The sequence below is a fragment of the Halogranum gelatinilyticum genome (genome assembly GCF_900103715.1).
In the GTDB taxonomy this organism is placed as follows: domain Archaea; phylum Halobacteriota; class Halobacteria; order Halobacteriales; family Haloferacaceae; genus Halogranum; species Halogranum gelatinilyticum.
This window is the reverse complement of sequence record NZ_FNHL01000001.1, coordinates 582875-603076: the sequence shown is the minus strand read 5'-3', so window position 1 is coordinate 603076 and position 20202 is coordinate 582875. Positions and strand designations below refer to the sequence as shown.

Genomic DNA, 20202 nt, shown 5'->3' with positions numbered 1-20202 from the left:
AGTCGGACGGACGTGACGCGCGGCTCCGAGACGACGCGCCTATATCGTCGCGCTCCTCACCCTCAGTCGTGAGCGACGACATCCCCGAACGGCCGCCGTCGGGCGGACTCGTCCAGGCGTTGAACGTCCCGCGGAACGCCACGATCGGCGTCGCCGTCGGCCTTCTCTTGGCAGTCTCGGTCTATCTCATCCGGGTGTTCGAACTGCTCGGGCCGGTCCTCGGCACGCGCGAGTATCCGATTCTCGGGCCGCAGGGCTGGTTCGTCTTCCTCGCGTTCGTACTGGCGACGACGAGCGCGATGCTCGTCACGGCACTGTTGACGCTGGTGTCGGCCTACCGGCTCGCCCAAGAAGTCTAGACGTCTAATCGCTCAGTCGTGGTAGTCCTGCGGTTCGCCCGCGAGTTCGCTCAGCTGTTCTGCGGCCGCGCGCGTCCCCTTCGCGATGATGACGTCGCCCGGCGTGAGCTTCGTCGCCGGGCCGGGTGAGACGACCCACTCGCCGCCGTCGGGCCGGCGGACCGCGATGACGCGCATCCCGGTCTCCGTCCGGACCATCTTGTCGCCGAGCGTCGCGTTCGCGAGCGGGCTTCCCGCGCCGACGGTCAGCCGGACGATGATCTCATCGGACTCCTCGACGGCGGCGGCGACGACGGGGTGGGTGTCCATCCCGCGGAGGACGCCCTCACTGATTTCGAGTGCGGCGTCGCTGATGACCTCCGTCGCGCCCGCGAGATGCATTAGCCCGCGTAGCGAGATGGGGTCCTCGACGCGACTCGCGGCGCGGAGCGTCCACGCCTCGAAGCGCGATTCGAGCGCGTCGACCTCGGCTTCCAGTTCCGCGACCTCCTCGGCGACGCCCTCGCTGTCGAAGAGGACGGCCCCGTAGGCGAGGTCGACCGCGAGTTCGCTCATGTTCTTCATCAGGACGATGGAGTCGACCGCGCGTTCGAGGTCTTCGATGGTCGACTCGGATATCTCGGGGGGTTCGTAGGCGGTGCCCGTCGCGGTCTCGTAGACCGTCGCGATGCCCTCTTCCAGCCCGCGCAGGAGGACCACGTCACCGGCTTCGAGCGTCGTCTCGTGGTCGGGGTTCGTGATCCAGTCGCCCTGCCGGCGGATGGCGATGACGCGGACGCCCGTCTCCGTCTCCATGTTGACGGCGGCGAGCGTCTCGCCCGCGTAGGCCGAGTCGGCGGCGACGGTCCCGCGGACGACCGTCTCGACGGCCTCGGGCAGTGCCGCGCGCATCGCGTCGGGCAGGCCGATGTCTTCGAGGACGATCTTCGCGATGTCGCCCGCTGCGTCGGATATCTTCTCGGCCGCGCCGACGACGCCGAGGACGGGCGCGAGCGCTTCGGCGTCGTCGGGGGTGCGGGCGGCCATGAGGAGGCTCATCCGCGCCTGGAGCTGGAGGACGTCCATCCGGTCTTCGAGCTCGAGCACCTCCTCGGCGATGTCGGTGCTGCGGTGGAGGACGGCGGAGTACGAGAGGTCGATGAGCAGCTCTGCGGTGTCTTTCATCTCCGCGAGCACCGCCTTCACACTGACCGGCTCGTACTCGACGTCCCGAGGGTCCATGACTCGGCGTTTACGCCCCGGTGAGAAAAGGGTTGCTCGCCTCACTGGGCGCGCCTCGGCGACGACGCGGTCCCGGCTCGGTTCTGATACACTGCTGCTGGCAGGCCGGTCGGGGTCGCCGCCGACCGCCCTGCCGTCCGACGGTTCATCTGCCGAATTTAAACGACGTGGGCCGTGATGTACCTGTCGCTCACGGAGAGGGACACAAAAGACGACACATGGTGGCACGAAACGCGAAAACGGTAACGCTTTTTTGAGACGGTCCGGAACCATTGGGGTATGTCAGACGAACTGAAGCGGGGGCTGGAAGGCGTGCTCGTCGCTGAGTCGGAACTCAGCTTCATCGACGGCGACGCCGGGAAACTCGTCTACCGAGGCTACACCATCGAGGACCTCGCGCGCAACGCGAGCTACGAAGAAGTCGTCTATCTCCTCTGGCACGGTGAACTGCCGACGCGCGAGGAGCTGGAGTCGTTCCGCGAGACGATGGCCGCCGAGCGCGAACTCGCAGACGGCGTCCACGAGACTGTCCGCGAACTCGCCGAACAGGACGAGGACCCGATGGCCGCGCTTCGGACCATCGTCTCGGACTTCTCGGCCTACGACGCCGACGCCGACGGCTTCGAGAACGTGACCGACGACGAGGCGAACATCCGGAAGGCCTGTCGCATCACGTCGAAGATCCCGACCGCGCTGGCCGCGTTCCAGCGGATCCGTCAGGGCGACGACCCCGTCGCGCCGCGCGAGGACCTGACACACGCCGCGAACTTCCTCTACATGCTCAACGACGAGGAGCCGGACGAGGTGCTCGCCGAGACGTTCGACATGGCACTCGTCCTCCACGCCGACCACGGGCTGAACGCCTCGACGTTCTCCGCGATGGTCACTGCCTCGACGCTCACGGACCTCCACAGTGCCGTCACGAGTGCCGTCGGCACGCTCGCCGGAAGCCTCCACGGCGGGGCGAACCAGAACGTGATGCGGATGCTCAAGGAGGTCGACGAGGCCGACATGGAGCCGACCGAATGGGTCGTCAAGGCACTCGAAGAGGGCCGCCGCGTCCCCGGCTTCGGCCACCGCGTCTACAACGTCAAGGACCCCCGCGCGAAGATCCTCGGCGAGAAGTCCGAAGCACTCGGCGAGGCCGCGGGCGACATGAAGTGGTACGACATGAGCGTCGCCATCGAGGAGTACATCGGCGAGGAGAAGGGGCTGGCACCCAACGTCGACTTCTACTCCGCGTCGACCTACTACCAGATGGGTATCCCGGTCGACATCTACACGCCCATCTTCGCGATGTCGCGCGTCAGCGGCTGGATCGCACACGTCTTCGAACAGTACGACGACAACCGCCTCATCCGGCCGCGTGCCCGCTACATCGGCGAGACGGAACAGGAGTTCGTCCCGCTCGACGAACGGTAACGCGCCGCTCGCTTCGGTTTTTCCGCTTTTTCGGACCTCTCAGCCGACGCTAGGCTTTTTGCTTCGGACAGCCTTGGTAACGTATGGCGCGTTACAATATCCGACGGCCGAGTGGCGACGACGTTAGTGCCCTCACGTCCCTCCCGACCGACCGTATCCGCGAGCGATACCCGAACAGCGAGCGGTACGCCCGCCGTATGGGCGAGTTGCTCCGCGAGGGGGCGATGGCCGCCCGCGAGACCGACCAGTACCACCAGCTCGGCGACCGGATGATCGACTCCATCGCCCAGGCGTTCCCCGAGGAGTACCAGGCGCGTCGCCGGAGCCTCATGGTTCGCTCGTTCGCCGCGGGTGCCGCGGTGGGTGGCATCGCCGTCGGCTACCTCGTGCGACGCCTCTCGAAGTAATCCGCGAAAACCACAGACTCCCGCTTTTTCGGCTCTCGTCACCGTGAGCGACAGCCCTTGGTATGTCGTCGACAACGACCGCAACCACCTCACTCGACGGTGCTGCCCCGTTCCTGCATCATCGACGCCGCCCGGCTGGCCCAGTCGCTGCGCCAGAAGCTCAGGGCGACGATTGCGGCCATCCAGACGTACGAGAGACCGATGCCCGCGTAGGCAGCGACGACACCGTAGTCCATGACGACACCGACGAGGTAGGTGAAGCCGACCATGAAGCCGAACAGCCCCGATGTCCGCGCGTAGAACGGCATCCGGGTCTCGCTCGCGCCGCGGAGTGCCCCCTGCAGGATGGAGAAAGTGACGAGGAACGCGGCGGTCAGGCCGTACACCCGCGCGAAGTCGACGGCGTAGCTGGCCGTCTCCGAGTCGGTGGTGAACAGGTTGACGAACGGCTCCGCGACGACGACGAGCAGCAGGCCGACGACGCCGACGGTCGCCAGCCCGAGCGCGACGGTCCCCCAGCCCTCGAAGCGCGCCTTCTCCGGGTCGCCCTCGCCGAGCGCCTGGCCGACGACGACGCTCGCGGCGACGTTGTAGCCGCGCGAGAGCGGTCCCGTCACCTGCTGGTAGAGCCGACGGCCGATCTGGAAGGCGGCGTTGACCTCGGTGCCGAAGCCGAGGAGGATGCTGTTGAGCGGGAACTCCGCGAGCGTCGACGCCAGCCCCTCGGCGACGCTCGGCGCGCTGACGACGACGAGCTGTTTGGCGACGATGGGGTCCGTGGGCCGGACGAGCCACGCGTCGGTGTAGTTCGTCCGGAGCGCGCCGAGGAGGGCGACGGCGGTGACGACGTTGGCAGCGGAGGTGGCGATGCCGACACCGACGACACCCGTGATGCCGACGCCGAAGAGTTCCATCCCCGCGGTCCCGAAGAGACCGAGACCGAGGACGACGCTGCCGCCGATGTTGAGCGCGTTGGCGACGACGTTGACGTACATCGGCGTCCGGGTGTCGCCTGTGCCCTGCAAGGAGCGGGCGGCGATGAGTGCGACGTGGCGGGCGGGCGCGGTCGCGAAGATGACCGCGAGATAGAGACCGCCGAGGTCGGCGACGTCGGCGGGCGCGCCGAGGATGGCGATTGCTTGCCGACCGAAGAGCAGGCCGAAGACGACGAACGGAATCCCGAGTAACGCGCCGAGGAGGAGGGCGATCGAGATGGCTTGGTCGCGGTTGGCGTCGGCACCGCTGCCGGTGTCCTGACTGGAGAGCGCGATGGCACCGCCGCCGGTTCCGAGACCGATCCACAGCGGGAAGCGCGCGTAGAGGTCCGCGAGACCGATGGCCGCGACGGCGACGGGCGAGATGGTCGCGGTGACGATGATGTCGGTCGTCCGCATCGCCGTGCGGAAGGTCTGCTCGGCCATCACCGGCCACGCCAGTCCGAAGACGCGCTTCCAGACGGCGAGGAGTCGGCTGTCGCTCACACGGACCCTCCGCGGCCGTCGCGTTTACCCGTACCGGAACCCGAGGGGCTGGCCGGTGTCGGCTGAGTTAGGAGGCAACTTGAACTGCGTCCGGCCCGACGACCGTATATGGATTTCTTCGTCTACGGCACGCTCACCAATCCCGAACAGGTCGCGCAGGTCGTCGACTCCTACAGCTATCTCGGCGCGGCGGTCCTGGACGGACTCCATCCCGTGAGCGGCCGGTATCCGACGCTCGCGCCGGGCGGGTCGGTCGGCGGCCGCGTGCTGCGGACGGACGACGTCGACGCGGTCGACACCTACGAGGGCGTCGGGCAGGGACTCTACGTCCGGGTGGAGGTGCCGTGGCGGGTGGACGGAAACGATGGTGGCGACGGCGACGCGACCGCCGGGGACGACGGTGTCGGCGAGACGGTCGCCGTCTACGTCGGCGACCCCGACGAACTCGACGCCGAGGAGGAGATCTCGTGGCCCGGCGACGGGTCGCTCGCCGAGCGGGTCCGCCGCTACGTCGCCCGCGAATCGGTGACCGTCTCGTGGACCGACTGAGCCGAGAACCGGGTGGCGGACGAACGGCCGACAGGCGTCTGACACGCGTTTCGGGTCGCTTCCGTCTAGCGATTACACTTTCACTCCGCGTGGCGGACGTTTATGTGTACTGGGCGTGAGGAGACGAATGCGCATCACGCGCACTTACATTCCCCCCTTCCCCCAAACCGCCCGAGAGCGGCCGCGCTGGCCGAGTCGTCTGTGTGAATAAACGGTTAACAACGTTGCCGAAGTAGCGACGGCTATGCTCTCGCTCGCCGACGTTCTCGACGCGCGCGACCGCGTCTCCGAGGTCGCCCGCCATACACCGCTGGAATACTCCCACACCTACACCGACATGACCGGTGCCGAGGTCCACCTGAAGCTGGAGAACTTCCAGCGCACGGGGTCGTTCAAGATTCGCGGGGCGATGAACCGCATCACGACGCTCTCCGAGGAAGAGAAGGAGGTAGGCGTCGTCACCGCCAGCGCCGGGAACCACGCCCAGGGGGTCGCGCTCGCGGCCACCCGCGCGGGCGTCGACTCGACCATCGTCATGCCCGAACACGCGCCCATCACGAAGGTCAAAGCCACCGAGCGCTACGGCGGCCGGGTCGTCCTCCACGGCGCGGACTACAACGACGCCCAGGACAAGGCCCACGAGATCGAGGCCGAGGAAGGGAGAACGTACGTCCACGCCTTCGATGACCCGTACGTCATGGCCGGGCAGGGGACCATCGGCCTGGAAATCGTCGAGGACTGCCCCGACCTCGACACGGTCATCGTCCCCATCGGCGGCGGCGGCCTCATCTCCGGCATCGCCACGGCGGTCAAAGAGCAGGTCCCCGACGCCCGAGTCATCGGCGTGCAGGCCGAGGGTGCCTCCAGCGTCGCCGACTCGCTGAAGAAGGGCGAGATTACGCCGCTCGACGAGGTCGACACTATCGCCGACGGGATCGCCACCCGCAACGTCGGCGAGGCTCCCTTCGAGGTCATCCGCGAGCGCGTCGACGAGGTCGTCACCGTCTCCGACGAGGAGATCGCCGTCGCACTCACCTACCTGCTCGAACGGAGCAAGACGCTGGTCGAGGGGGCCGGAGCCGTCGCGCTCGCGGCACTGCTCTTCGACAAGTTCGACTACGAGGAAGACGAGGTCGTCGTTCCCGCGCTCTGCGGCGGCAACATCGACATGAACACGCTGACGACGGTCATCATGCGCGGGCTGGTCGAGACGGGTCGCTACCTCAAGGTCAAGACGGTACTCAAGGACCGGCCGGGCGCGCTGGAGAAGCTCATCGACGTCCTCGCCGCCCAGCAGGCGAACATCTACGCCATCCGCCACGACCGCACCTCGCGGGACATCGCCATGAACGCCGCGGAGGTCGAGTTGGACCTGGAGACTCGCGGTGAGGACCACGTCGAGGAAGTCTTGGACGCCCTCCGCGAACACGGCTACTCCGTCGAGGTTCTCGCCTGATTCGGACGCACGACTCGACCTTTTAAGCCCCGTCCGGCCGACGCCTCGCGTATGAAGCGAATCATCAGCACCGACGACGCCCCCGCCGCGGTGGGCGCGTACAGTCAGGCGACGACAGACGGCAGCCTCCTCTTCACGGCCGGGCAGATTCCGCTCACTCCCGACGGTGAACTACTCGCCGACGCGGACATGACCACGCAGACCGAGCAGGCACTGGACAACATCATGGCCGTCCTCGCCGAGGAGGGTGCCGACGCGGGCGACGTGCTGAAGGTGACCGTCCTCCTCGACGACATCGAGGACTTCGACGAGATGAACGAGACCTACGCGACGTATTTCGACGACGAGCCACCGGCCCGCAGCGCGTTCGAGGTCGCCAACCTCCCGAAGGGCGTCGGCATCGAGATCGAGGCCATCGCCTCCCTGGAGTAGTCGGCCGTGCGGGCACGAACCAAGTCCGGCGTCCTGTGGGGTGCGGTCGGCGCGCTGGCGTTCCTCGCGCTGACGCAGGGCTACATCCTGCTCGTCGGACCGCTGCCGGTGTCGCTGTTGGTACGGCTCGCGCTGGCAGCCGCCCTCGGCGTCGCTGTCGCCGGTGTGTCGTACGTCACCGAACACCGTCTCGCTCGGAAAGGAAGGACTTAAACTTCCCACTGCGGTACGATGGATTGCAAGCCAGGATGGCTGAGTGGTAAAGCGCACGCCTGGAAAGCGTGTTCCCTTTGGGATCCAGGGTTCAAATCCCTGTCCTGGCGTTTCTCGAGAAACTACGTGCCGAGCAGCGCGTTTTATCGCGCTGTGACCACCGTATTTCGAGTGAACGACGACGACGGGATTTGAATCAGGGAGTGGAGCGAGCAACGCGAGCGAAACGACCGTAGTTCAAATCCCTGTCCTGCCGTTTTTCTGTCGCACACAACACGGCGAGCACCTCGTGTGCTAGCCACCGACGTGTGCGACTGTGTTCGGCAGCCTACGTCGCCGCCGACAACCGTCTGCCCTGCCGGAGCGTCTAACCAGTTCTCGAAACGGCCGCACGAAAGACACTCATCGCAGCGGTTTCCGGCACGAACAGCCGATTTCTCACGCAACTGTCAACCTGTCGCGGTCACCGTATCAGATACCTTTCAAAAAGGTTCATCACCCTCCGTGGCCTCTCCATGCATGACAATGCCAGACACGAAGAGTGGTCGAGAGAAGAAGGGCCTCAACAAGGAAGCACAGCTCGAATCCGAACTCGCTCAACGTGAACTGGGAGCGGAAGACCAGCAGGAGCCGCCACGGTTCGAGGACGTCGACGACGAACTTCTCGCCGAACCGTCGGAACTCGACGAACTGGACAACTGACGGCGTTGTCGTCGTGTTTTTATCACCTGCCTGATTAGCCGTGAGCGTGCAGACCCGTGCCAACTACGCGACCGTCTACGTTGGAGCACAACTCGCGCCCGAGGGACACTCGCTGGACCTCGAGTGGGCGACCGACGCCGGTGACGAGACCGACGCCTTCGAGTTCACCGTGCCGACCGACGAACCGACCGACGCCTACATCGGCTTGCAGGCGTTCGACGTCGCCGAGTACGGCCACGAGATCCTCGTCAACGGCGAGCCGTTAGGTGGGTTCGACATCCCACCGAACGAGGGCTGGCAGTACTGGGTCGACACGCTCTCGGGCGCGACGCTCCACGAGGGGACGAACACCGTTCAGTTTCGGCGCAACGCCGAGGGAACGGACGCCTTCGCCGTCGGGACGGTGACAGTACACTGGAAGGAGCCGGTCGAGTAGCCCGGTCTGTCGGTAGGGTCACTGAATCGCCCCATCCGAAACGGGTATGTGCCCCACTCACTCTCCTACGGGTAGACCACCATGGCGGACGAAAGCCTCAGACACCGTGGACGGTACGAAACGCTCATCTGCGACGACGGCTCAGTCGAGATCTACGACACACGACACGAGTTCGCGTGGATTCGCGCGGACAACGCCGTCGAACTCGACCTCGCGCGATAGCCAGCCGAGCCGTCGAGACCCCGCCCGAACGTCTTTTCGGCGCGCTTCCCGCACGGCTTCGTTTTCACTCGCCACGAGCGACGCGGCACGGCCGCCACGTCCGCTGCCGCGCATTCGGGCCAGTTCTTCGCATCGTTCCGACTCGCGTATCGCTCTGACTCTCGCATCATCCCGACTCGCGTATCGCTCCGAACCGCACGAGTCTCCTGTCCGACTCGCCACGCCAAAGAGTATATAAATGGCCGAAATCGGGTCCCGACGACACCGATCCGAGACGTGGTAATAAGTCTCATAGTTTGGGCAGAAATCCCGGCCAGTCTTGCGGTTTCGTGTCTTGAAATCTCTTCGTCGTGTCTCCACAGGATCGTCCCGAATCGTGAGCCTTATATAGAATCACAAACAATCTGGCGATGAACATGAGTCAGCGAATGCAACAGGGTCAGCCGATGATCATTCTCGGAGAGGATTCCCAGCGCGTCAAGGACCGTGACGCGCAGTCGTACAACATCCGCGCGGCTCGCGCCGTCGCCGAGGCCGTACGTTCCACACTCGGCCCGAAAGGGATGGACAAGATGCTCGTCGACTCGATGGGCGACGTCACCATCACGAACGACGGTGTCACCATCCTCAAAGAGATGGACATCGACAACCCGACGGCCGAGATGATTATCGAGGTCGCCGAGACGCAGGAAGACGAGGCTGGCGACGGCACGACGACCGCCGTCGCGATCGCTGGCGAGCTTCTCAAGAACGCCGAGGACCTCCTCGAGCAGGACATCCACCCGACGGCGGTCATCAAGGGCTTCCACCTCGCCTCGGAGAAGGCTCGTGAGGAAGTCGGCAACATCGCCGAGACCGTCGAACCCGACGACGAGGAACTCCTGAAGAAGGTCGCCGAGACCTCCATGACGGGCAAGGGCACGGAGCTCAACAAGGACCTCCTCGCCCAGCTCATCGTCGACGCCGTGAAGCAGGTCACCGTTGAGGCCGCCGACGGCTCGCACATCGTCGACCTCGAGAACGTCAAGCTCGAGACCCAGACCGGCCGCTCGGCCTCCGAGTCCGAGCTCCTGACGGGTGCAGTCATCGACAAGGACCCGGTCCACGACAACATGCCGACCGAGGCAGAGGACGCGAACATCCTGCTGCTCAACGAGGCAATCGAAGTCGAGGAGGCCTCCACGGACACGAACGTCTCCATCGACAGCCCGGACCAGCTCCAGCAGTTCCTCGACCAGGAAGAGAAGCAGCTGAAGCAGAAGGTCCAGCAGATCGTCGACTCCGGTGCTGACGTCGTCTTCTGCCAGAAGGGCATCGACGACCTCGCCCAGCACTACCTCGCCAAGGAGGACATCCTCGCCGTCCGCCGCGTCAAGAAGTCCGACATCAAGTTCCTCAAGAACGTCGTCGGCGGCTCCGTCGTCTCGGACCTCGACAGCGTCGAGGTCTCCGACCTCGGCCACGGCTCGGTCAGCCGTGACGACGAGGACGAGCTGTTCTACGTCGAGGGCGACGACGCCCACGGCGTCACCATCCTCCTCCGTGGCTCCACCGACCACGTCGTCGACGAGCTCGAGCGCGGCATCCAGGACGCCCTGGACGTCGTCGCCACGACCGTCTCCGACGGCCGTGTCGTCGCCGGCGGCGGTGCAATCGAAGTCGAACTCGCCTCGCGTCTCCGTGACTACGCTGACTCCGTCTCGGGCCGCGAGCAGCTCGCCGTCGAGGCCTTCGCCGACGCGCTCGAACTCGTCCCGCGCGTCCTCGCCGAGAACGCCGGTCTCGACTCCATCGACACGCTCGTCGACCTCCGCGCCGCCCACGAGGACGGCCAGGTTCGCGCTGGCCTGAACGTCTTCACGGGCGACGTCGTCGACACGTTCGACGCAGGTGTCGTCGAGCCGGCTCACTCCAAGGAGCAGGCAATCTCGTCTGCCACCGAGGCCGCGAACCTCGTCCTCAAAATCGACGACATCATCGCCGCTGGTGACCTCTCCACCAAGGGCGACGGTGACGACGAGGGCGGCGCGCCCGGCGGCATGGGTGGCATGGGCGGTATGGGCGGTATGGGCGGCGCGATGTGAAGTTCGGCATAACGCCCACATCACCCTAACCCGACCGACCACCGCACCGCACGACAGACCGTTTTCTTTTCGACCAGAAGACAGATACCACATACTCGAGTAGCCGCGGCCATGCTCTCCAGACGTAGCTACCTCACCGGTCTCGGTAGCCTCGGTTCCGTGCTCGGCCTCGTGGGCTGTCTCGGTGACGAGCCGACAGCCACCGAGACGGCGACAGGTTCGTCCACCGAAACGCCGACGCCAGCGTCACAGTCGTTCGGGAACGAGGCGACTGTCGGTGAGATAGCCGTGACCCCACTGATGGCACATCCGCAGTCGTCGTTTCTCTACATCTCGAACGTCGATTGGGCGGACGTCAAGCGACTTGAAGATGAGTGGCTGGTGTTCGTGAAACTGTTCGTTAGCGGCGAGTCTGAGAACCCGCCGCCGTGGGATTCGTTTCGGCTCGTCGCAGGAGACGACTCGTTTCCTGCAGTCGAGACAGTCGACGAGGCTCCACTCGACCAACTGTCCGCCGACGACGCCGTCGACACTGGTCCGTACTGGGACCGAGATGGGTCGACGGGATGGGTCGCGTTCGTCGTTCCGACCGAGTTCGACTCGGCATCCGACCTCACGTTTCGGGTCGACCACGAGGGTGACACCGCCCAGTGGTCACTCCCCGAGAAGGTGACGGACCATGTCGCCAGCACACACCCGACTTTCGAGGTCGTCTCCTTCGACACACCGAAACGCGTCCTCCTCTCCGACACCGCTGACGTGACGGTGACCGTCGAAAACACGAGCGACGTTGACGGTGTCTTTCGTGGGTGTGTCAACACGTCTGGGCTGTACGCCTTCTACGAGATTGAACTTGCCACCGAAGCAGGAAGCGAGGCGACGTGGACAGAAGAACTCCGTCCTGCGGACTATGCACCGGATGCGAGTACCTTTGGGCTGTACCTCAGAACAACCAGCGGCGATGAAAAACGCACCATCGATGTCGACGAGCAAGACGAGACGTCCGCCGACGGGGCGTGAGCGTGAGCAATCCTGACAGTTCCAAAAAGTTAGACACAACTCCTACTTTCATACCTGAACTTGGACGACAGTGTAGAAATGGAACGAACTAAGTAGCCCCTCTGGGAAGGGGCGACTATGCAGACGCTGCTGCTCAACAGCGACGACGTCCACGACAACTGCCAGATGCCCGAACTCATCTCGGCCATCGAAGACGCCTTCGCCGCCTACGAGACGGGCGACGCACAGATGCCGCCGAAGTCCTACATCGACCTGCCGCAGTACAACGGCGACTTCCGGTCGATGCCCGCCTACCTCGACGCCGGCGAGTGGGACGCCGCCGGCATCAAGTGGGTCAACGTCCACCCCGACAACGGCGAGAAGTTCGACCTGCCGACGGTTATGGGGACGATGATCTACTCGGACCCCGAGAACGCCTTCCCGCTGGCCCTGATGGACGGGACGGAACTGACGATGCTCCGCACCGGCGCGGCCGCCGCCGTCGCCACCGACCATCTCGCGGTCGAGGACGCGACGTCGATGGGCATCATCGGCGCGGGTGTCCAGTCGTACACCCAGCTCCGGGCCATCTCCGAGGTCCGCGACATCGAGGAGGTCGTCGTCTCGGACCTCTCCGAGGAACGCGTCGCGCGCTTCATCGACACCTTCGAGGGCGAGTTCGACGTCCGCGCCGGCTCTATCGCGGAGGCCGCCGGCTGTGACGTCCTCTCGACGGTCACGCCCGTCGAAGACCCCATCGTCCCGCGCGAGGCCGTCGGCGACCACACCCACATCAACGCGATGGGTGCCGACGCCGAGGGCAAACACGAACTCGCCGACGAGGTTCTCTTGGATGCGAAGCTCGTCATCGACGACTTCGAGCAGACGACCCACTCCGGCGAGATCAACGTCCCGTACAACGCGGGCGTCCTCGCTGACGACGACATCTACGGCCAGATCGGCCAGATCGTCGTCGGCGACAAGGCGGGCCGCACCGACGACGACGGCATCACCGTCTTCGACTCGACCGGGCTGGCGATTCAGGACGTCGCCGCCGCCCACGTCGTCTACGAGCACGCCGACGACAACGACAACGGCTACCCGTTCGACCTGCTCGGTCTCGCCGAGTAAGTCCAGTCTTCAGGAAGCCGCAGGCTGTCATCCCCTTCTGTCGCACTCAGTCTCTGAGCGTCGGCTCTGAAAAACCAGTCGCGCTCGTCCACGCTCGTTCGCGCGCTCTCGCGTTCGCTACTTCGTCTCACCGCTGCCCGTCTGGTCGGCGACGAGTTCGATGAGCTTGCTGATGAGCCAGACGAGGACGATGAACGGGAGCAGGGGCACGAGCAGCACGAGGATACCGAGGAAGTACGCCAGCCCGATGACGTTCATCTCGGTATCCGGGTGACTCTTGTAGCCCGGCGTCACCGTGCGGTACGCCGATTTCAACACGCCCGGCTCCGAGTCGTCAGATTCACTGCTCATGCCTCACGGTAGGGGTGGTGGATAGATAAGGGTTAGTCGAAAAACACGTTGCGCGCCGGTGTCGCGCCCTATTCGAGGTGGATTGCCGGGCGGAACGGCGTCGCCTTGCTCGCGCGGTCGGCCGGGTCGTGGACGTCCTCGCTGCCCTCGACGTAGACCTCGATGTCCGCGTCGAACTCGCGGGTGAGGAAGCCGGTTGCGTTCTCGTAGACCTCGGCCTCCTCCATCTCGCGCATCGCCTCGACCGTCTCGTCGTCGAGACCGCGGACGACATCGACGAGGTCCTGCACGAGGTCGTTGACCTCGTTGCCACGCTCGCGCAGGCTCTCGTGCTGCATGACCTGCCCCATCACCTGGCCGATGTCCGTGCCGACGTCGGCGACGGTGTCGAACACGAGGTTCTTCCAGTCGGCGGCGACGTAGACCCGAACCGTCTCGGGGTCGGTGTCGGTCACGTCGATGATGTCGTGGATGTCCTCGGTCAGCCGCTCGACCTGCCGTTCCTCGACTTCGACGACCGTACTCTCGTACTCGTGGTCGACCTCGGGCCACGGGGCGTCCTCGGCGGGCGTCCCGGTCAGCTGCTCGTGGAGTTCGTTCGCCAGGAACGGCACGAACGGGGCGAGCAGTCGCAGGCGCGTCTCGAGGACGTGACGGAGCGTCCACTGTGCGCCCGGCCGGTCGAGGTCGGCGCGCCGGCGGTACCAGCGCAGGCTCTCCTCAAAGCCGTAGAAGGCGGCCTGACTCGCCGTCCGCGTCTCGGAGTTCTCCATCGCCTCGGTGACGGTGGCGACGGTGTCTTGGAGCTTCGACAGCAGCCAGCGGTCGATGTGCGTCACGTCGTCTTCGTCGCCCTCGTCACCCTCGATGAGGTCCTGCGCACGAGACCAGAAGCGGTCCAGCTGGTTACGGACGCTGCCGACCTGGTCGGCGCGCCAGTCGTAGTCCTGCCACGGCTCCGCGGAGTTCAGCAGGAAGAACCGAACGGTGTCCGCGCCGTACTTCTCGATGGCCTCGCCGGGGAGGACGACGTGGCCCTTCGAGGAGGACATCTTCTCGCCCTCCAAGAGGCCCATGCCCATGATGACGACACCCTCGGGCCACATCTCCTCGTCGAAGAGGTCGGCGTGGTGGAACAGGTAGAACGTCAGGTGGTTACTGATGAGGTCGTTGCCGGAGAACCGGTAGTCGACCGGATACCAGTACTGCCACTCCTCGCGCAGGGCCAGCGCGCGCTCGTCGGCGTCCTCCACTGCCTCTTCGCCGTAGAACAGCGCGTCGAAAAAGTCGCGGTCGAGGTCCTCGACGGGGACGTCCTGCAGGCGGTGGGCGATGGTGTAGTACGCCATGTAGACCGTCGAGTCCGACAGCGGCTCGATGACGAAGTCTTTGTCCCACGGCAGGCGCGTGCCCAGCCCGTAGTTGCGGATACAGGGCCACTCGTTGAGCCAGTCGATGGTGTGGTCGTACTCGCCACGGGTGTTGTCCGGGATGGCGTCCATCCCTTCGACGACCTCGTGGGCCATGCGCTTCCAGTCCTCGTCGTTGTAGGTCAGGAACCACGTGTCCTGTTCGGCGACGACGACGTCACCGCCACAGCGACAGACGACCTCCTCGGAGAACTCCTGCATGACGTCGAACGCGCCGGAGTCGGCGTAGTCGTGCTTGAACTCGTCGCGGACCTCGTTGACGACGCGACCGGCGTACTCGCCGTACATCTCCTTGAGGTGGCCGGCGTGGAACTCCTTGTTGTAGAGGTCCTTGGTGGCCTTCTCCAGTGCGGGGTCGTCCGACGACTCGATGCCGCGGGACTCGACGGCGTGCTTCGCCGGAATCTCGCCCCAGTCCTCGTCGTCGTCCTCGATGTCCAGAATCGGGATCGGCTGGATGTCGGCGACCTCGGCCGGGTCGATGCCAAAGGATTCGAGATAGTCGGTGTCGGCCTTCGCCTCCTGCAGCGCGACGTAGTCGTCCGGCGAATGTGCCGGGACGGACATGACGACGCCAGTCGCGTTGTCGGCGTCGACGAAGTCGGCGGGCAGGACGAGCACGTCGTCGCCCGTGATGGGGTTCGTGACGCGCTGGCCGACGAGTTCGCTCCCCTCGTACTCCGAGAGGACCTCGACCTCGTGGGCCTGCAGGCGGAGTTTTTCGGCGGCTTCGGTCGAGACGAACCAGTGTTCGCCGTCGACGTCGGCGACGACGTAACTCGCTTCGGGGTCGATGTAGGCGTTCGTGACGCCGTAGACCGTCTCGGGGCGGAGCGTCGCCATCGGGACGATCACCTCGCGCGGTGACGAACCACGCGAGTGGGTATCTGACTCGCCCTCGTGGTCCCACCCGAATCTGACCAGCGTGTACTCCTGGAACTCGGCTTCCTCACCCTCCAGCAGGTCGTGGGTCGTGACGGGCTGTTCCTCGTCGGTACAGAACTTGACGGGGTGCAGTCCCTTCTCCAGTCGGCCGTGGTCGCGCAGCGTCTCGTACTGCCACGTGATGAACTGCGAGTAACGGTCGTCGTTCGTGTTGAACTCGCGTCGCCAGTCGACCGAGAGGCCGAGCGACTGCATCCCCTGCTTGTAGTGCTCTTCGATGAAGTAGTTGGCAAAGCCCATCGGGGTCTCGAGGTCCGAGAGGCTGTCTTCGGGGACGTTGTAGGTGTCCTGCAGGACGGACATCTGCTTGGGCTCGCGCTTCTTCAGCCGCTCGACGGCACCGATGATGGGCGTGCCGGTGACGTGCCACGCGATGGGAAAGAGGACGTTGTCGCCCTGTTGGCGACGGTAGCGCGCGTAGACGTCGGGGACGGTGTACGTCCGGGCGTGGCCGATATGCATCCCGCCGCTCGGATACGGATACGGGACGGTGACGAACGTCGGGTCCTCGTCGGCGACGTCGCTCGGGTCGGCCTCGTACCGACCTGTCTCGGCCCAACGCTCTCGCCAGCGCTGTTCGAGTTCCTGCGGGTTGTAGTCCATAGTCGTGTGTGTCGGGTCGAACCCTAAAATACTCCTATACCTGACGTCCGTGTCTGTCTGATCTCCCTGTCACGTGTCCACGCGACGCACGCCAGGCGAAAGCTTGAGGCCGCCCCCGGCCGACGGCCAGCTCGTGGCCACCGCCGCGACGCGCGTCCAACGTCGACTCCGCGAGACGCTCGCCCAGCGACATCCGGGCTTCCACTGGACGACGGAGTACCGCGTGGGTTCGACCCCGGTCGACGTCGCTGGCGAAGGTACTACGAGCGGCGGGTACGGCAGCGAGCACGGCGGCGCGCCGACCCCGCGGACAACACGGCCAAACTGTTCCGCCATCTCGCGAGCGAGACGGTCGACGCCGAGACCGTCCACGTCCGACAGCTCTTCACGACCTACTACGACCTCGCCTCGGGCGGTGTCTCCTCGAAGCGGCAGAACGCGGAGTTCGTCGGCGAGCGCGTCGCCGACGCGTTCGAACACGTCGACTACACGGCACTGACACTGCCGCTCGACCCGCCGAAACGGGGCGGGGAGCTACCGCCGGCGTGGAAGGAGACGGTCGACGAGACGGCAGCGTCGCTGGAGTGGTAGGGGACGAAAGAAAACCGAGCGTGCACCGCGGCGTGCGGGGATGGTCTCTCGACTCCGATGAGCCGACCGGACAGGTACTGGAGAGTGGGTCGCTTACCGGAGACTGGATTGCTTACCGGGGACCGGGTCGCTTACTGGACGTCGATGTGGTGGGAGTCGTCCTCGTCGTCGGCCTGGAACTTGGGGAGGCTGACGGTCAGGACACCGTTCTGGTAGCTCGCGCTCGCGCCCTCTTCGTCGACGTCGACGGGGAGGCGGATGCTGCGTCGGATGGACTCGCTGCGTCGCTCGCGGCGGAGGTACTCGCTCTCCTCGTCACCGGACTCGGAGGCCATCTCGCGCTCGGCGACGATGGTGAGCGTCTGGCCAGCGACTGTGAGGTCGATGTCGTCCTTCTCGAAGCCCGGCAGGTCGGCGACGACGACGAGGCTGTCGTCGTGCTCGGCGACGTCGATGGCCATGCCGCGGTGGCTGACCATCTCGCCGACGTTGCCCTCCCAGGAACCGAGTTGGCGGTTCATGTCTTCGAACTGGCGGCTCATGCGTTCGAACATTCGGTCGAGTTCACTGAAATCAAAGGGGTTGGAACGTCGCATCATGATTGTATATCTCCGGCACCTCAGTACGCCGTTTGTGAGCTTAAACGTTGCTGGACGCGAGATAGCCAATCGCACGAGAGACGCGCGCTCCGTGAGATATTCTAGCTCTGGTCAGCGTTCGACACGGTGGGATTAACGGGAGAAAATCGAGTGTCGTGAGAGACGGACGGGCGAACGGTATCGACGGGCCGTCGCTCGCGGCGAGCGGCTGGTTACTGGACGTCGATGTCGTAGCCTTCGTCGCCAGCCGCTGGCTTGGGGAGGGTGACGGTCAGGACGCCGTTCCGGTAGGTCGCGCTCGCAGCGGTCTCGTCGACCGCGGTGGGCAGGTGGAGGCTCCGACTCACCGTCCGGCGGGTCCGCTCGCGGCGGTGGTAGTGGACGTCGTCGTCTGCTTCATCGCCTTCGTCCCCTTCGTCGACTTCGCCCACATCGTCTCCCTCTTCGGTCGTCTCCTCGTGGTCGGCGGTGATCGTCAGGCGGTCGCCCTCGACGGCGACGTCGATGTCTTCCTTGTCGTAGCCGGGGAGGTCCGCGGTGACGACGAGTTCGTCATCCGTCTCGCTCACGTCGACGGCGACCTCGTGGAGGGCGAGCCCGCGCGGCTCGAAACCGTGGCTCATGCGGTCGAACAACTCTTCGATATCCTTGAACGGGTTCGAGCGGTCTGGCATCGTACCGTACTATCGGTTCCCTTACACCTTCAACGTTGTTGCTACGGGAACGACACGACCGAGCGTCGACAGGACTCGGTGGCCGTCGGCTCCGTCTCAGTACAGCACGTGGCGGGTGTCGTAGGAGCCGAGCCGACGGACCCAGCCCTTGCGAGCGATCTCTTCGACGTCTTCGAGCGCTTCCTGTGCGCGGTCCTCGTACAGTCCGGCCTCGAAGTCCAGATGGAAGAGATAGTCACCGAGGCGGTCGCCGCTCGGCCGCGACTCGATGCGCGAGAGGTTGATGTCGCGCTCGGCGAAGGCTTCGAGCAGTTCGAGCAGGAGGCCGGGATAGTTGGCGTTCGGGTAGACGACGACCGACGATTTGCCGCCCGCGTCCGAGCGTTCGCTCATGGGCGCGACGACGAAGAAGCGCGTCGCGTTCGACTTGCGGTCCTGGATGTCCTCGGCGATGATTTGGAGGTCGTCGCCCGCGTTGTCGGGGTGGCCGATGCCCGCGACGGTCGGGTCGTTGCGGGCGCGCTCGACACCGCGGGCCGTGCTGGCGACGGCTTCGAGCGACACGTCGGGATACTCGGCTTCGAGGTAGCTGCGACACTGCGCGAGTGCCTGGGAGTGGCTGGCGACGGTCTCGAAGTTGCCGCTCTGAGCGAGCAGCGCGTGGCGGATGGGCGTGACGATCTCCTGCGTGACGGCCACTTCCCGGTTCGAGAGGGCGTCGAGCGTCTCGGTAACGCTGCCCTCGATGCTGTTCTCGATGGGGACGACCCCGCGGGCGTAGTCGCCGTCGGCGACGGCGTCGACGATGGCGGTGACCGACTCGCGGAACTCCACGTCGTCGGCGACGGCGCGGGCGGCGCGATGGGAGTACGTGCCAGCGGGACCGAGGGTGACGGCTTTCATGCTACGCGGTGGTTTGCCGGTGACTGGCAAAAGGGCGTCGGGTCAGGAGGATATTGTGGGAGTGGGTGGCGCGTGCAGCGACGCACCGAGCCACAGCCGCTGGCTGTCGCCGTCTTCGACGAGAGAGGCAGCCGAGACTACTGTTCGGCGCAGTATTCGACGAAGTTCCGGAGAATCCGCAGCCCGGTCTCGCCGCTCTTCTCGGGGTGGAACTGCGTGCCCATCACGTTGCCTGCCTCGTTGGCGAGCATCGCCGGGAAGTCGATGCCGTAGTCCGTCGTCGCCAGGACGGCCTCGTCGTCGTCGGGGACGGCGTAGTAGGAGTGGACGAAGTAGGCGTACTCTCCGTCGATGCCCTCGACGAGCGGGTGGTCGCGCTGGACGTTCAGTTCGTTCCAGCCCATGTGGGGGACCTTCTGGCCCTCCTTGAACCGGACGTTCGTGCCGGGGACGAGGTCGAGACCTTCGACGTCGCCCTGGCCGGCGCGGTCGGCCTCTTCCGAGGAGGTGAGAAGCATCTGCATGCCGAGACAGATACCGAAGACGGGCATCCCGTCGGCGGCAGCCTGGGTGAGTGACTCGCGGAAGGGACCGGCGTTCTCCATGCCGTCGCCGAACGCGCCGACGCCGGGGAGGACGATCCCGTCGGCCTCGTCGATGCTGTCGGGATCGTCCGAGACCGTCACGTTCGCGCCAGCGCGCTCCAGACCGCGCGTGGCACTCCGGAGATTGCCGAGACCGTAGTCCACGACGACGACGTCGGCCAGCGTCTCCTCCGGGGGGTGGGTCGTGCTCATGTGGGGTGGTACTCGGGGGCGGGGCAAGTCAGTTTCCGTTCGGGCGACGAGATATGTCCTCGTTCGTGGAACACTTCTTTACTAACAGCTAGATTCGGAGGCGGTCTCGTGAAACAACTCACATTCTGAGAACTATAGTTCATTTCTATACCCCTCTCTATAGATAGAATAGGAAGTCTTAAACACGAAGTCTCT

22 protein-coding genes and 1 tRNA gene are annotated in these 20202 nt (G+C 65.4%); 14 read left to right on the top strand and 9 right to left on the bottom strand.

The genetic code is table 11. The features are described 5' to 3' along the window. The first annotated feature begins 68 nt into the window (after positions 1 to 68). On the top strand, positions 69 to 359 hold the full coding sequence (locus tag BLR57_RS03120; RefSeq protein ID WP_089694036.1) for a DUF7536 family protein: 291 nt from the start codon (positions 69 to 71) through the stop codon (positions 357 to 359). 12 nt (positions 360 to 371) lie between these two features. Here the strand turns inward: BLR57_RS03120 and BLR57_RS03115 are convergent, their stop codons facing one another. Beyond that, positions 372 to 1580, bottom strand: a complete 1209-nt coding sequence (locus BLR57_RS03115; RefSeq protein ID WP_089694034.1) for a potassium channel family protein — start codon at positions 1578 to 1580, stop codon at positions 372 to 374. Between the two features lie 279 nt (positions 1581 to 1859). Here BLR57_RS03115 and citZ point away from each other — a divergent pair, with 279 nt between their 5' ends. After that, complete coding sequence (citZ, locus tag BLR57_RS03110) at positions 1860 to 3002, top strand: citrate synthase (protein ID WP_089694032.1); 1143 nt, start codon at positions 1860 to 1862, stop codon at positions 3000 to 3002. 83 nt (positions 3003 to 3085) lie between these two features. Next, positions 3086 to 3409, top strand: a complete 324-nt coding sequence (locus BLR57_RS03105) for a hypothetical protein (protein WP_089694030.1) — start codon at positions 3086 to 3088, stop codon at positions 3407 to 3409. A gap of 89 nt (positions 3410 to 3498) precedes the next feature. On the opposite strand, the gene BLR57_RS03100 is transcribed toward BLR57_RS03105, so the two are convergent. Beyond that, entirely contained in the window at positions 3499 to 4890 is a 1392-nt protein-coding gene (locus BLR57_RS03100; protein WP_244509891.1) for an MATE family efflux transporter, read from the bottom strand. A 108-nt stretch (positions 4891 to 4998) separates the two neighbouring features. Here BLR57_RS03100 and BLR57_RS03095 point away from each other — a divergent pair, with 108 nt between their 5' ends. The 11 genes from BLR57_RS03095 (at position 4999) to BLR57_RS03050 (ending at position 13114) form a co-directional block, all read left to right on the top strand. Continuing rightward, on the top strand, positions 4999 to 5439 hold the full coding sequence (locus tag BLR57_RS03095) for a gamma-glutamylcyclotransferase family protein (RefSeq protein ID WP_089694028.1): 441 nt from the start codon (positions 4999 to 5001) through the stop codon (positions 5437 to 5439). A 244-nt stretch (positions 5440 to 5683) separates the two neighbouring features. After that, a complete protein-coding gene (gene ilvA / locus BLR57_RS03090; RefSeq protein ID WP_089694026.1) occupies positions 5684 to 6895 on the top strand; it encodes a threonine ammonia-lyase in 1212 nt (403 codons plus the stop codon). Between the two features lie 51 nt (positions 6896 to 6946). After that, positions 6947 to 7327 carry a Rid family detoxifying hydrolase gene (locus BLR57_RS03085; RefSeq protein ID WP_089694024.1) on the top strand — a complete coding sequence of 127 codons (381 nt, stop codon included), beginning with the start codon at positions 6947 to 6949 and terminating at the stop codon, positions 7325 to 7327. A 6-nt stretch (positions 7328 to 7333) separates the two neighbouring features. After that, complete coding sequence (locus tag BLR57_RS03080; protein ID WP_089694022.1) at positions 7334 to 7540, top strand: DUF7981 family protein; 207 nt, start codon at positions 7334 to 7336, stop codon at positions 7538 to 7540. A 29-nt stretch (positions 7541 to 7569) separates the two neighbouring features. Beyond that, positions 7570 to 7650, top strand: a tRNA-Ser gene (locus BLR57_RS03075). A gap of 415 nt (positions 7651 to 8065) precedes the next feature. After that, the gene (locus BLR57_RS03070; protein ID WP_244509889.1) at positions 8066 to 8242 is read left to right on the top strand and encodes a hypothetical protein; all 177 of its coding nucleotides are present in this window, start codon (positions 8066 to 8068) and stop codon (positions 8240 to 8242) included. Positions 8243 to 8288: 46 nt separating this feature from the next. Next, positions 8289 to 8678, top strand: coding sequence for a DUF7383 domain-containing protein (locus tag BLR57_RS03065; RefSeq protein ID WP_089694019.1), 390 nt, complete (start codon positions 8289 to 8291; stop codon positions 8676 to 8678). Between the two features lie 81 nt (positions 8679 to 8759). Continuing rightward, complete coding sequence (locus BLR57_RS19220) at positions 8760 to 8900, top strand: hypothetical protein (protein WP_170830544.1); 141 nt, start codon at positions 8760 to 8762, stop codon at positions 8898 to 8900. 446 nt (positions 8901 to 9346) lie between these two features. Then, on the top strand, positions 9347 to 10984 hold the full coding sequence (gene thsB / locus BLR57_RS03060; protein ID WP_089695475.1) for a thermosome subunit beta: 1638 nt from the start codon (positions 9347 to 9349) through the stop codon (positions 10982 to 10984). 111 nt (positions 10985 to 11095) lie between these two features. Beyond that, the gene (locus BLR57_RS03055) at positions 11096 to 12004 is read left to right on the top strand and encodes a hypothetical protein (protein ID WP_089694017.1); all 909 of its coding nucleotides are present in this window, start codon (positions 11096 to 11098) and stop codon (positions 12002 to 12004) included. A 117-nt stretch (positions 12005 to 12121) separates the two neighbouring features. After that, complete coding sequence (locus BLR57_RS03050; RefSeq protein WP_089694015.1) at positions 12122 to 13114, top strand: ornithine cyclodeaminase family protein; 993 nt, start codon at positions 12122 to 12124, stop codon at positions 13112 to 13114. Positions 13115 to 13231: 117 nt separating this feature from the next. Here the strand turns inward: BLR57_RS03050 and BLR57_RS03045 are convergent, their stop codons facing one another. The 7 genes from BLR57_RS03045 to hisH all read right to left on the bottom strand — a co-directional run bounded on the left by BLR57_RS03045 (position 13232) and on the right by hisH (position 20007). Further along, the gene (locus tag BLR57_RS03045; RefSeq protein WP_089694013.1) at positions 13232 to 13465 is read right to left on the bottom strand and encodes a DUF7535 family protein; all 234 of its coding nucleotides are present in this window, start codon (positions 13463 to 13465) and stop codon (positions 13232 to 13234) included. Between the two features lie 68 nt (positions 13466 to 13533). Further along, positions 13534 to 16443: a leucine--tRNA ligase gene (gene leuS, locus BLR57_RS03040; protein ID WP_089694011.1), complete on the bottom strand. Its 2910-nt coding sequence runs from the start codon at positions 16441 to 16443 to the stop codon at positions 13534 to 13536. Positions 16444 to 16512: 69 nt separating this feature from the next. Continuing rightward, entirely contained in the window at positions 16513 to 16923 is a 411-nt protein-coding gene (locus BLR57_RS19215; protein ID WP_170830543.1) for a hypothetical protein, read from the bottom strand. Between the two features lie 242 nt (positions 16924 to 17165). Beyond that, complete coding sequence (gene hsp14 / locus BLR57_RS03030) at positions 17166 to 17633, bottom strand: archaeal heat shock protein Hsp14 (protein WP_089694009.1); 468 nt, start codon at positions 17631 to 17633, stop codon at positions 17166 to 17168. Between the two features lie 212 nt (positions 17634 to 17845). Further along, positions 17846 to 18307, bottom strand: coding sequence for an Hsp20/alpha crystallin family protein (locus BLR57_RS03025; RefSeq protein ID WP_089694007.1), 462 nt, complete (start codon positions 18305 to 18307; stop codon positions 17846 to 17848). Between the two features lie 96 nt (positions 18308 to 18403). Further along, entirely contained in the window at positions 18404 to 19210 is an 807-nt protein-coding gene (gene pheA, locus BLR57_RS03020; RefSeq protein ID WP_089694006.1) for a prephenate dehydratase, read from the bottom strand. 137 nt (positions 19211 to 19347) lie between these two features. Beyond that, positions 19348 to 20007 carry an imidazole glycerol phosphate synthase subunit HisH gene (hisH, locus tag BLR57_RS03015; RefSeq protein ID WP_089694004.1) on the bottom strand — a complete coding sequence of 220 codons (660 nt, stop codon included), beginning with the start codon at positions 20005 to 20007 and terminating at the stop codon, positions 19348 to 19350. Between the last annotated feature and the right edge of the window lie 195 nt (positions 20008 to 20202).

What these genes read in the sequence shown, in the direction of transcription:
- BLR57_RS03085 (WP_089694024.1), top strand. Translation starts at nt 6,947, where the DNA reads ATGAAGCGAATCATCAGCACCGACGACGCCCCCGCCGCGGTGGGCGCG.
- hisH (WP_089694004.1), bottom strand. Translation starts at nt 20,007, where the DNA reads ATGAGCACGACCCACCCCCCGGAGGAGACGCTGGCCGACGTCGTCGTC.
- BLR57_RS03045 (WP_089694013.1), bottom strand. Translation starts at nt 13,465, where the DNA reads ATGAGCAGTGAATCTGACGACTCGGAGCCGGGCGTGTTGAAATCGGCG.
- leuS (WP_089694011.1), bottom strand. Translation starts at nt 16,443, where the DNA reads ATGGACTACAACCCGCAGGAACTCGAACAGCGCTGGCGAGAGCGTTGG.
- BLR57_RS19220 (WP_170830544.1), top strand. Translation starts at nt 8,760, where the DNA reads ATGGCGGACGAAAGCCTCAGACACCGTGGACGGTACGAAACGCTCATC.
- BLR57_RS03025 (WP_089694007.1), bottom strand. Translation starts at nt 18,307, where the DNA reads ATGCCAGACCGCTCGAACCCGTTCAAGGATATCGAAGAGTTGTTCGAC.
- citZ (WP_089694032.1), top strand. Translation starts at nt 1,860, where the DNA reads ATGTCAGACGAACTGAAGCGGGGGCTGGAAGGCGTGCTCGTCGCTGAG.
- pheA (WP_089694006.1), bottom strand. Translation starts at nt 19,210, where the DNA reads ATGAAAGCCGTCACCCTCGGTCCCGCTGGCACGTACTCCCATCGCGCC.
- BLR57_RS03095 (WP_089694028.1), top strand. Translation starts at nt 4,999, where the DNA reads ATGGATTTCTTCGTCTACGGCACGCTCACCAATCCCGAACAGGTCGCG.
- thsB (WP_089695475.1), top strand. Translation starts at nt 9,347, where the DNA reads ATGATCATTCTCGGAGAGGATTCCCAGCGCGTCAAGGACCGTGACGCG.
- BLR57_RS03105 (WP_089694030.1), top strand. Translation starts at nt 3,086, where the DNA reads ATGGCGCGTTACAATATCCGACGGCCGAGTGGCGACGACGTTAGTGCC.
- BLR57_RS03115 (WP_089694034.1), bottom strand. Translation starts at nt 1,580, where the DNA reads ATGGACCCTCGGGACGTCGAGTACGAGCCGGTCAGTGTGAAGGCGGTG.
- ilvA (WP_089694026.1), top strand. Translation starts at nt 5,684, where the DNA reads ATGCTCTCGCTCGCCGACGTTCTCGACGCGCGCGACCGCGTCTCCGAG.
- hsp14 (WP_089694009.1), bottom strand. Translation starts at nt 17,633, where the DNA reads ATGATGCGACGTTCCAACCCCTTTGATTTCAGTGAACTCGACCGAATG.
- BLR57_RS03050 (WP_089694015.1), top strand. Translation starts at nt 12,122, where the DNA reads ATGCAGACGCTGCTGCTCAACAGCGACGACGTCCACGACAACTGCCAG.
- BLR57_RS03055 (WP_089694017.1), top strand. Translation starts at nt 11,096, where the DNA reads ATGCTCTCCAGACGTAGCTACCTCACCGGTCTCGGTAGCCTCGGTTCC.
- BLR57_RS03070 (WP_244509889.1), top strand. Translation starts at nt 8,066, where the DNA reads ATGCCAGACACGAAGAGTGGTCGAGAGAAGAAGGGCCTCAACAAGGAA.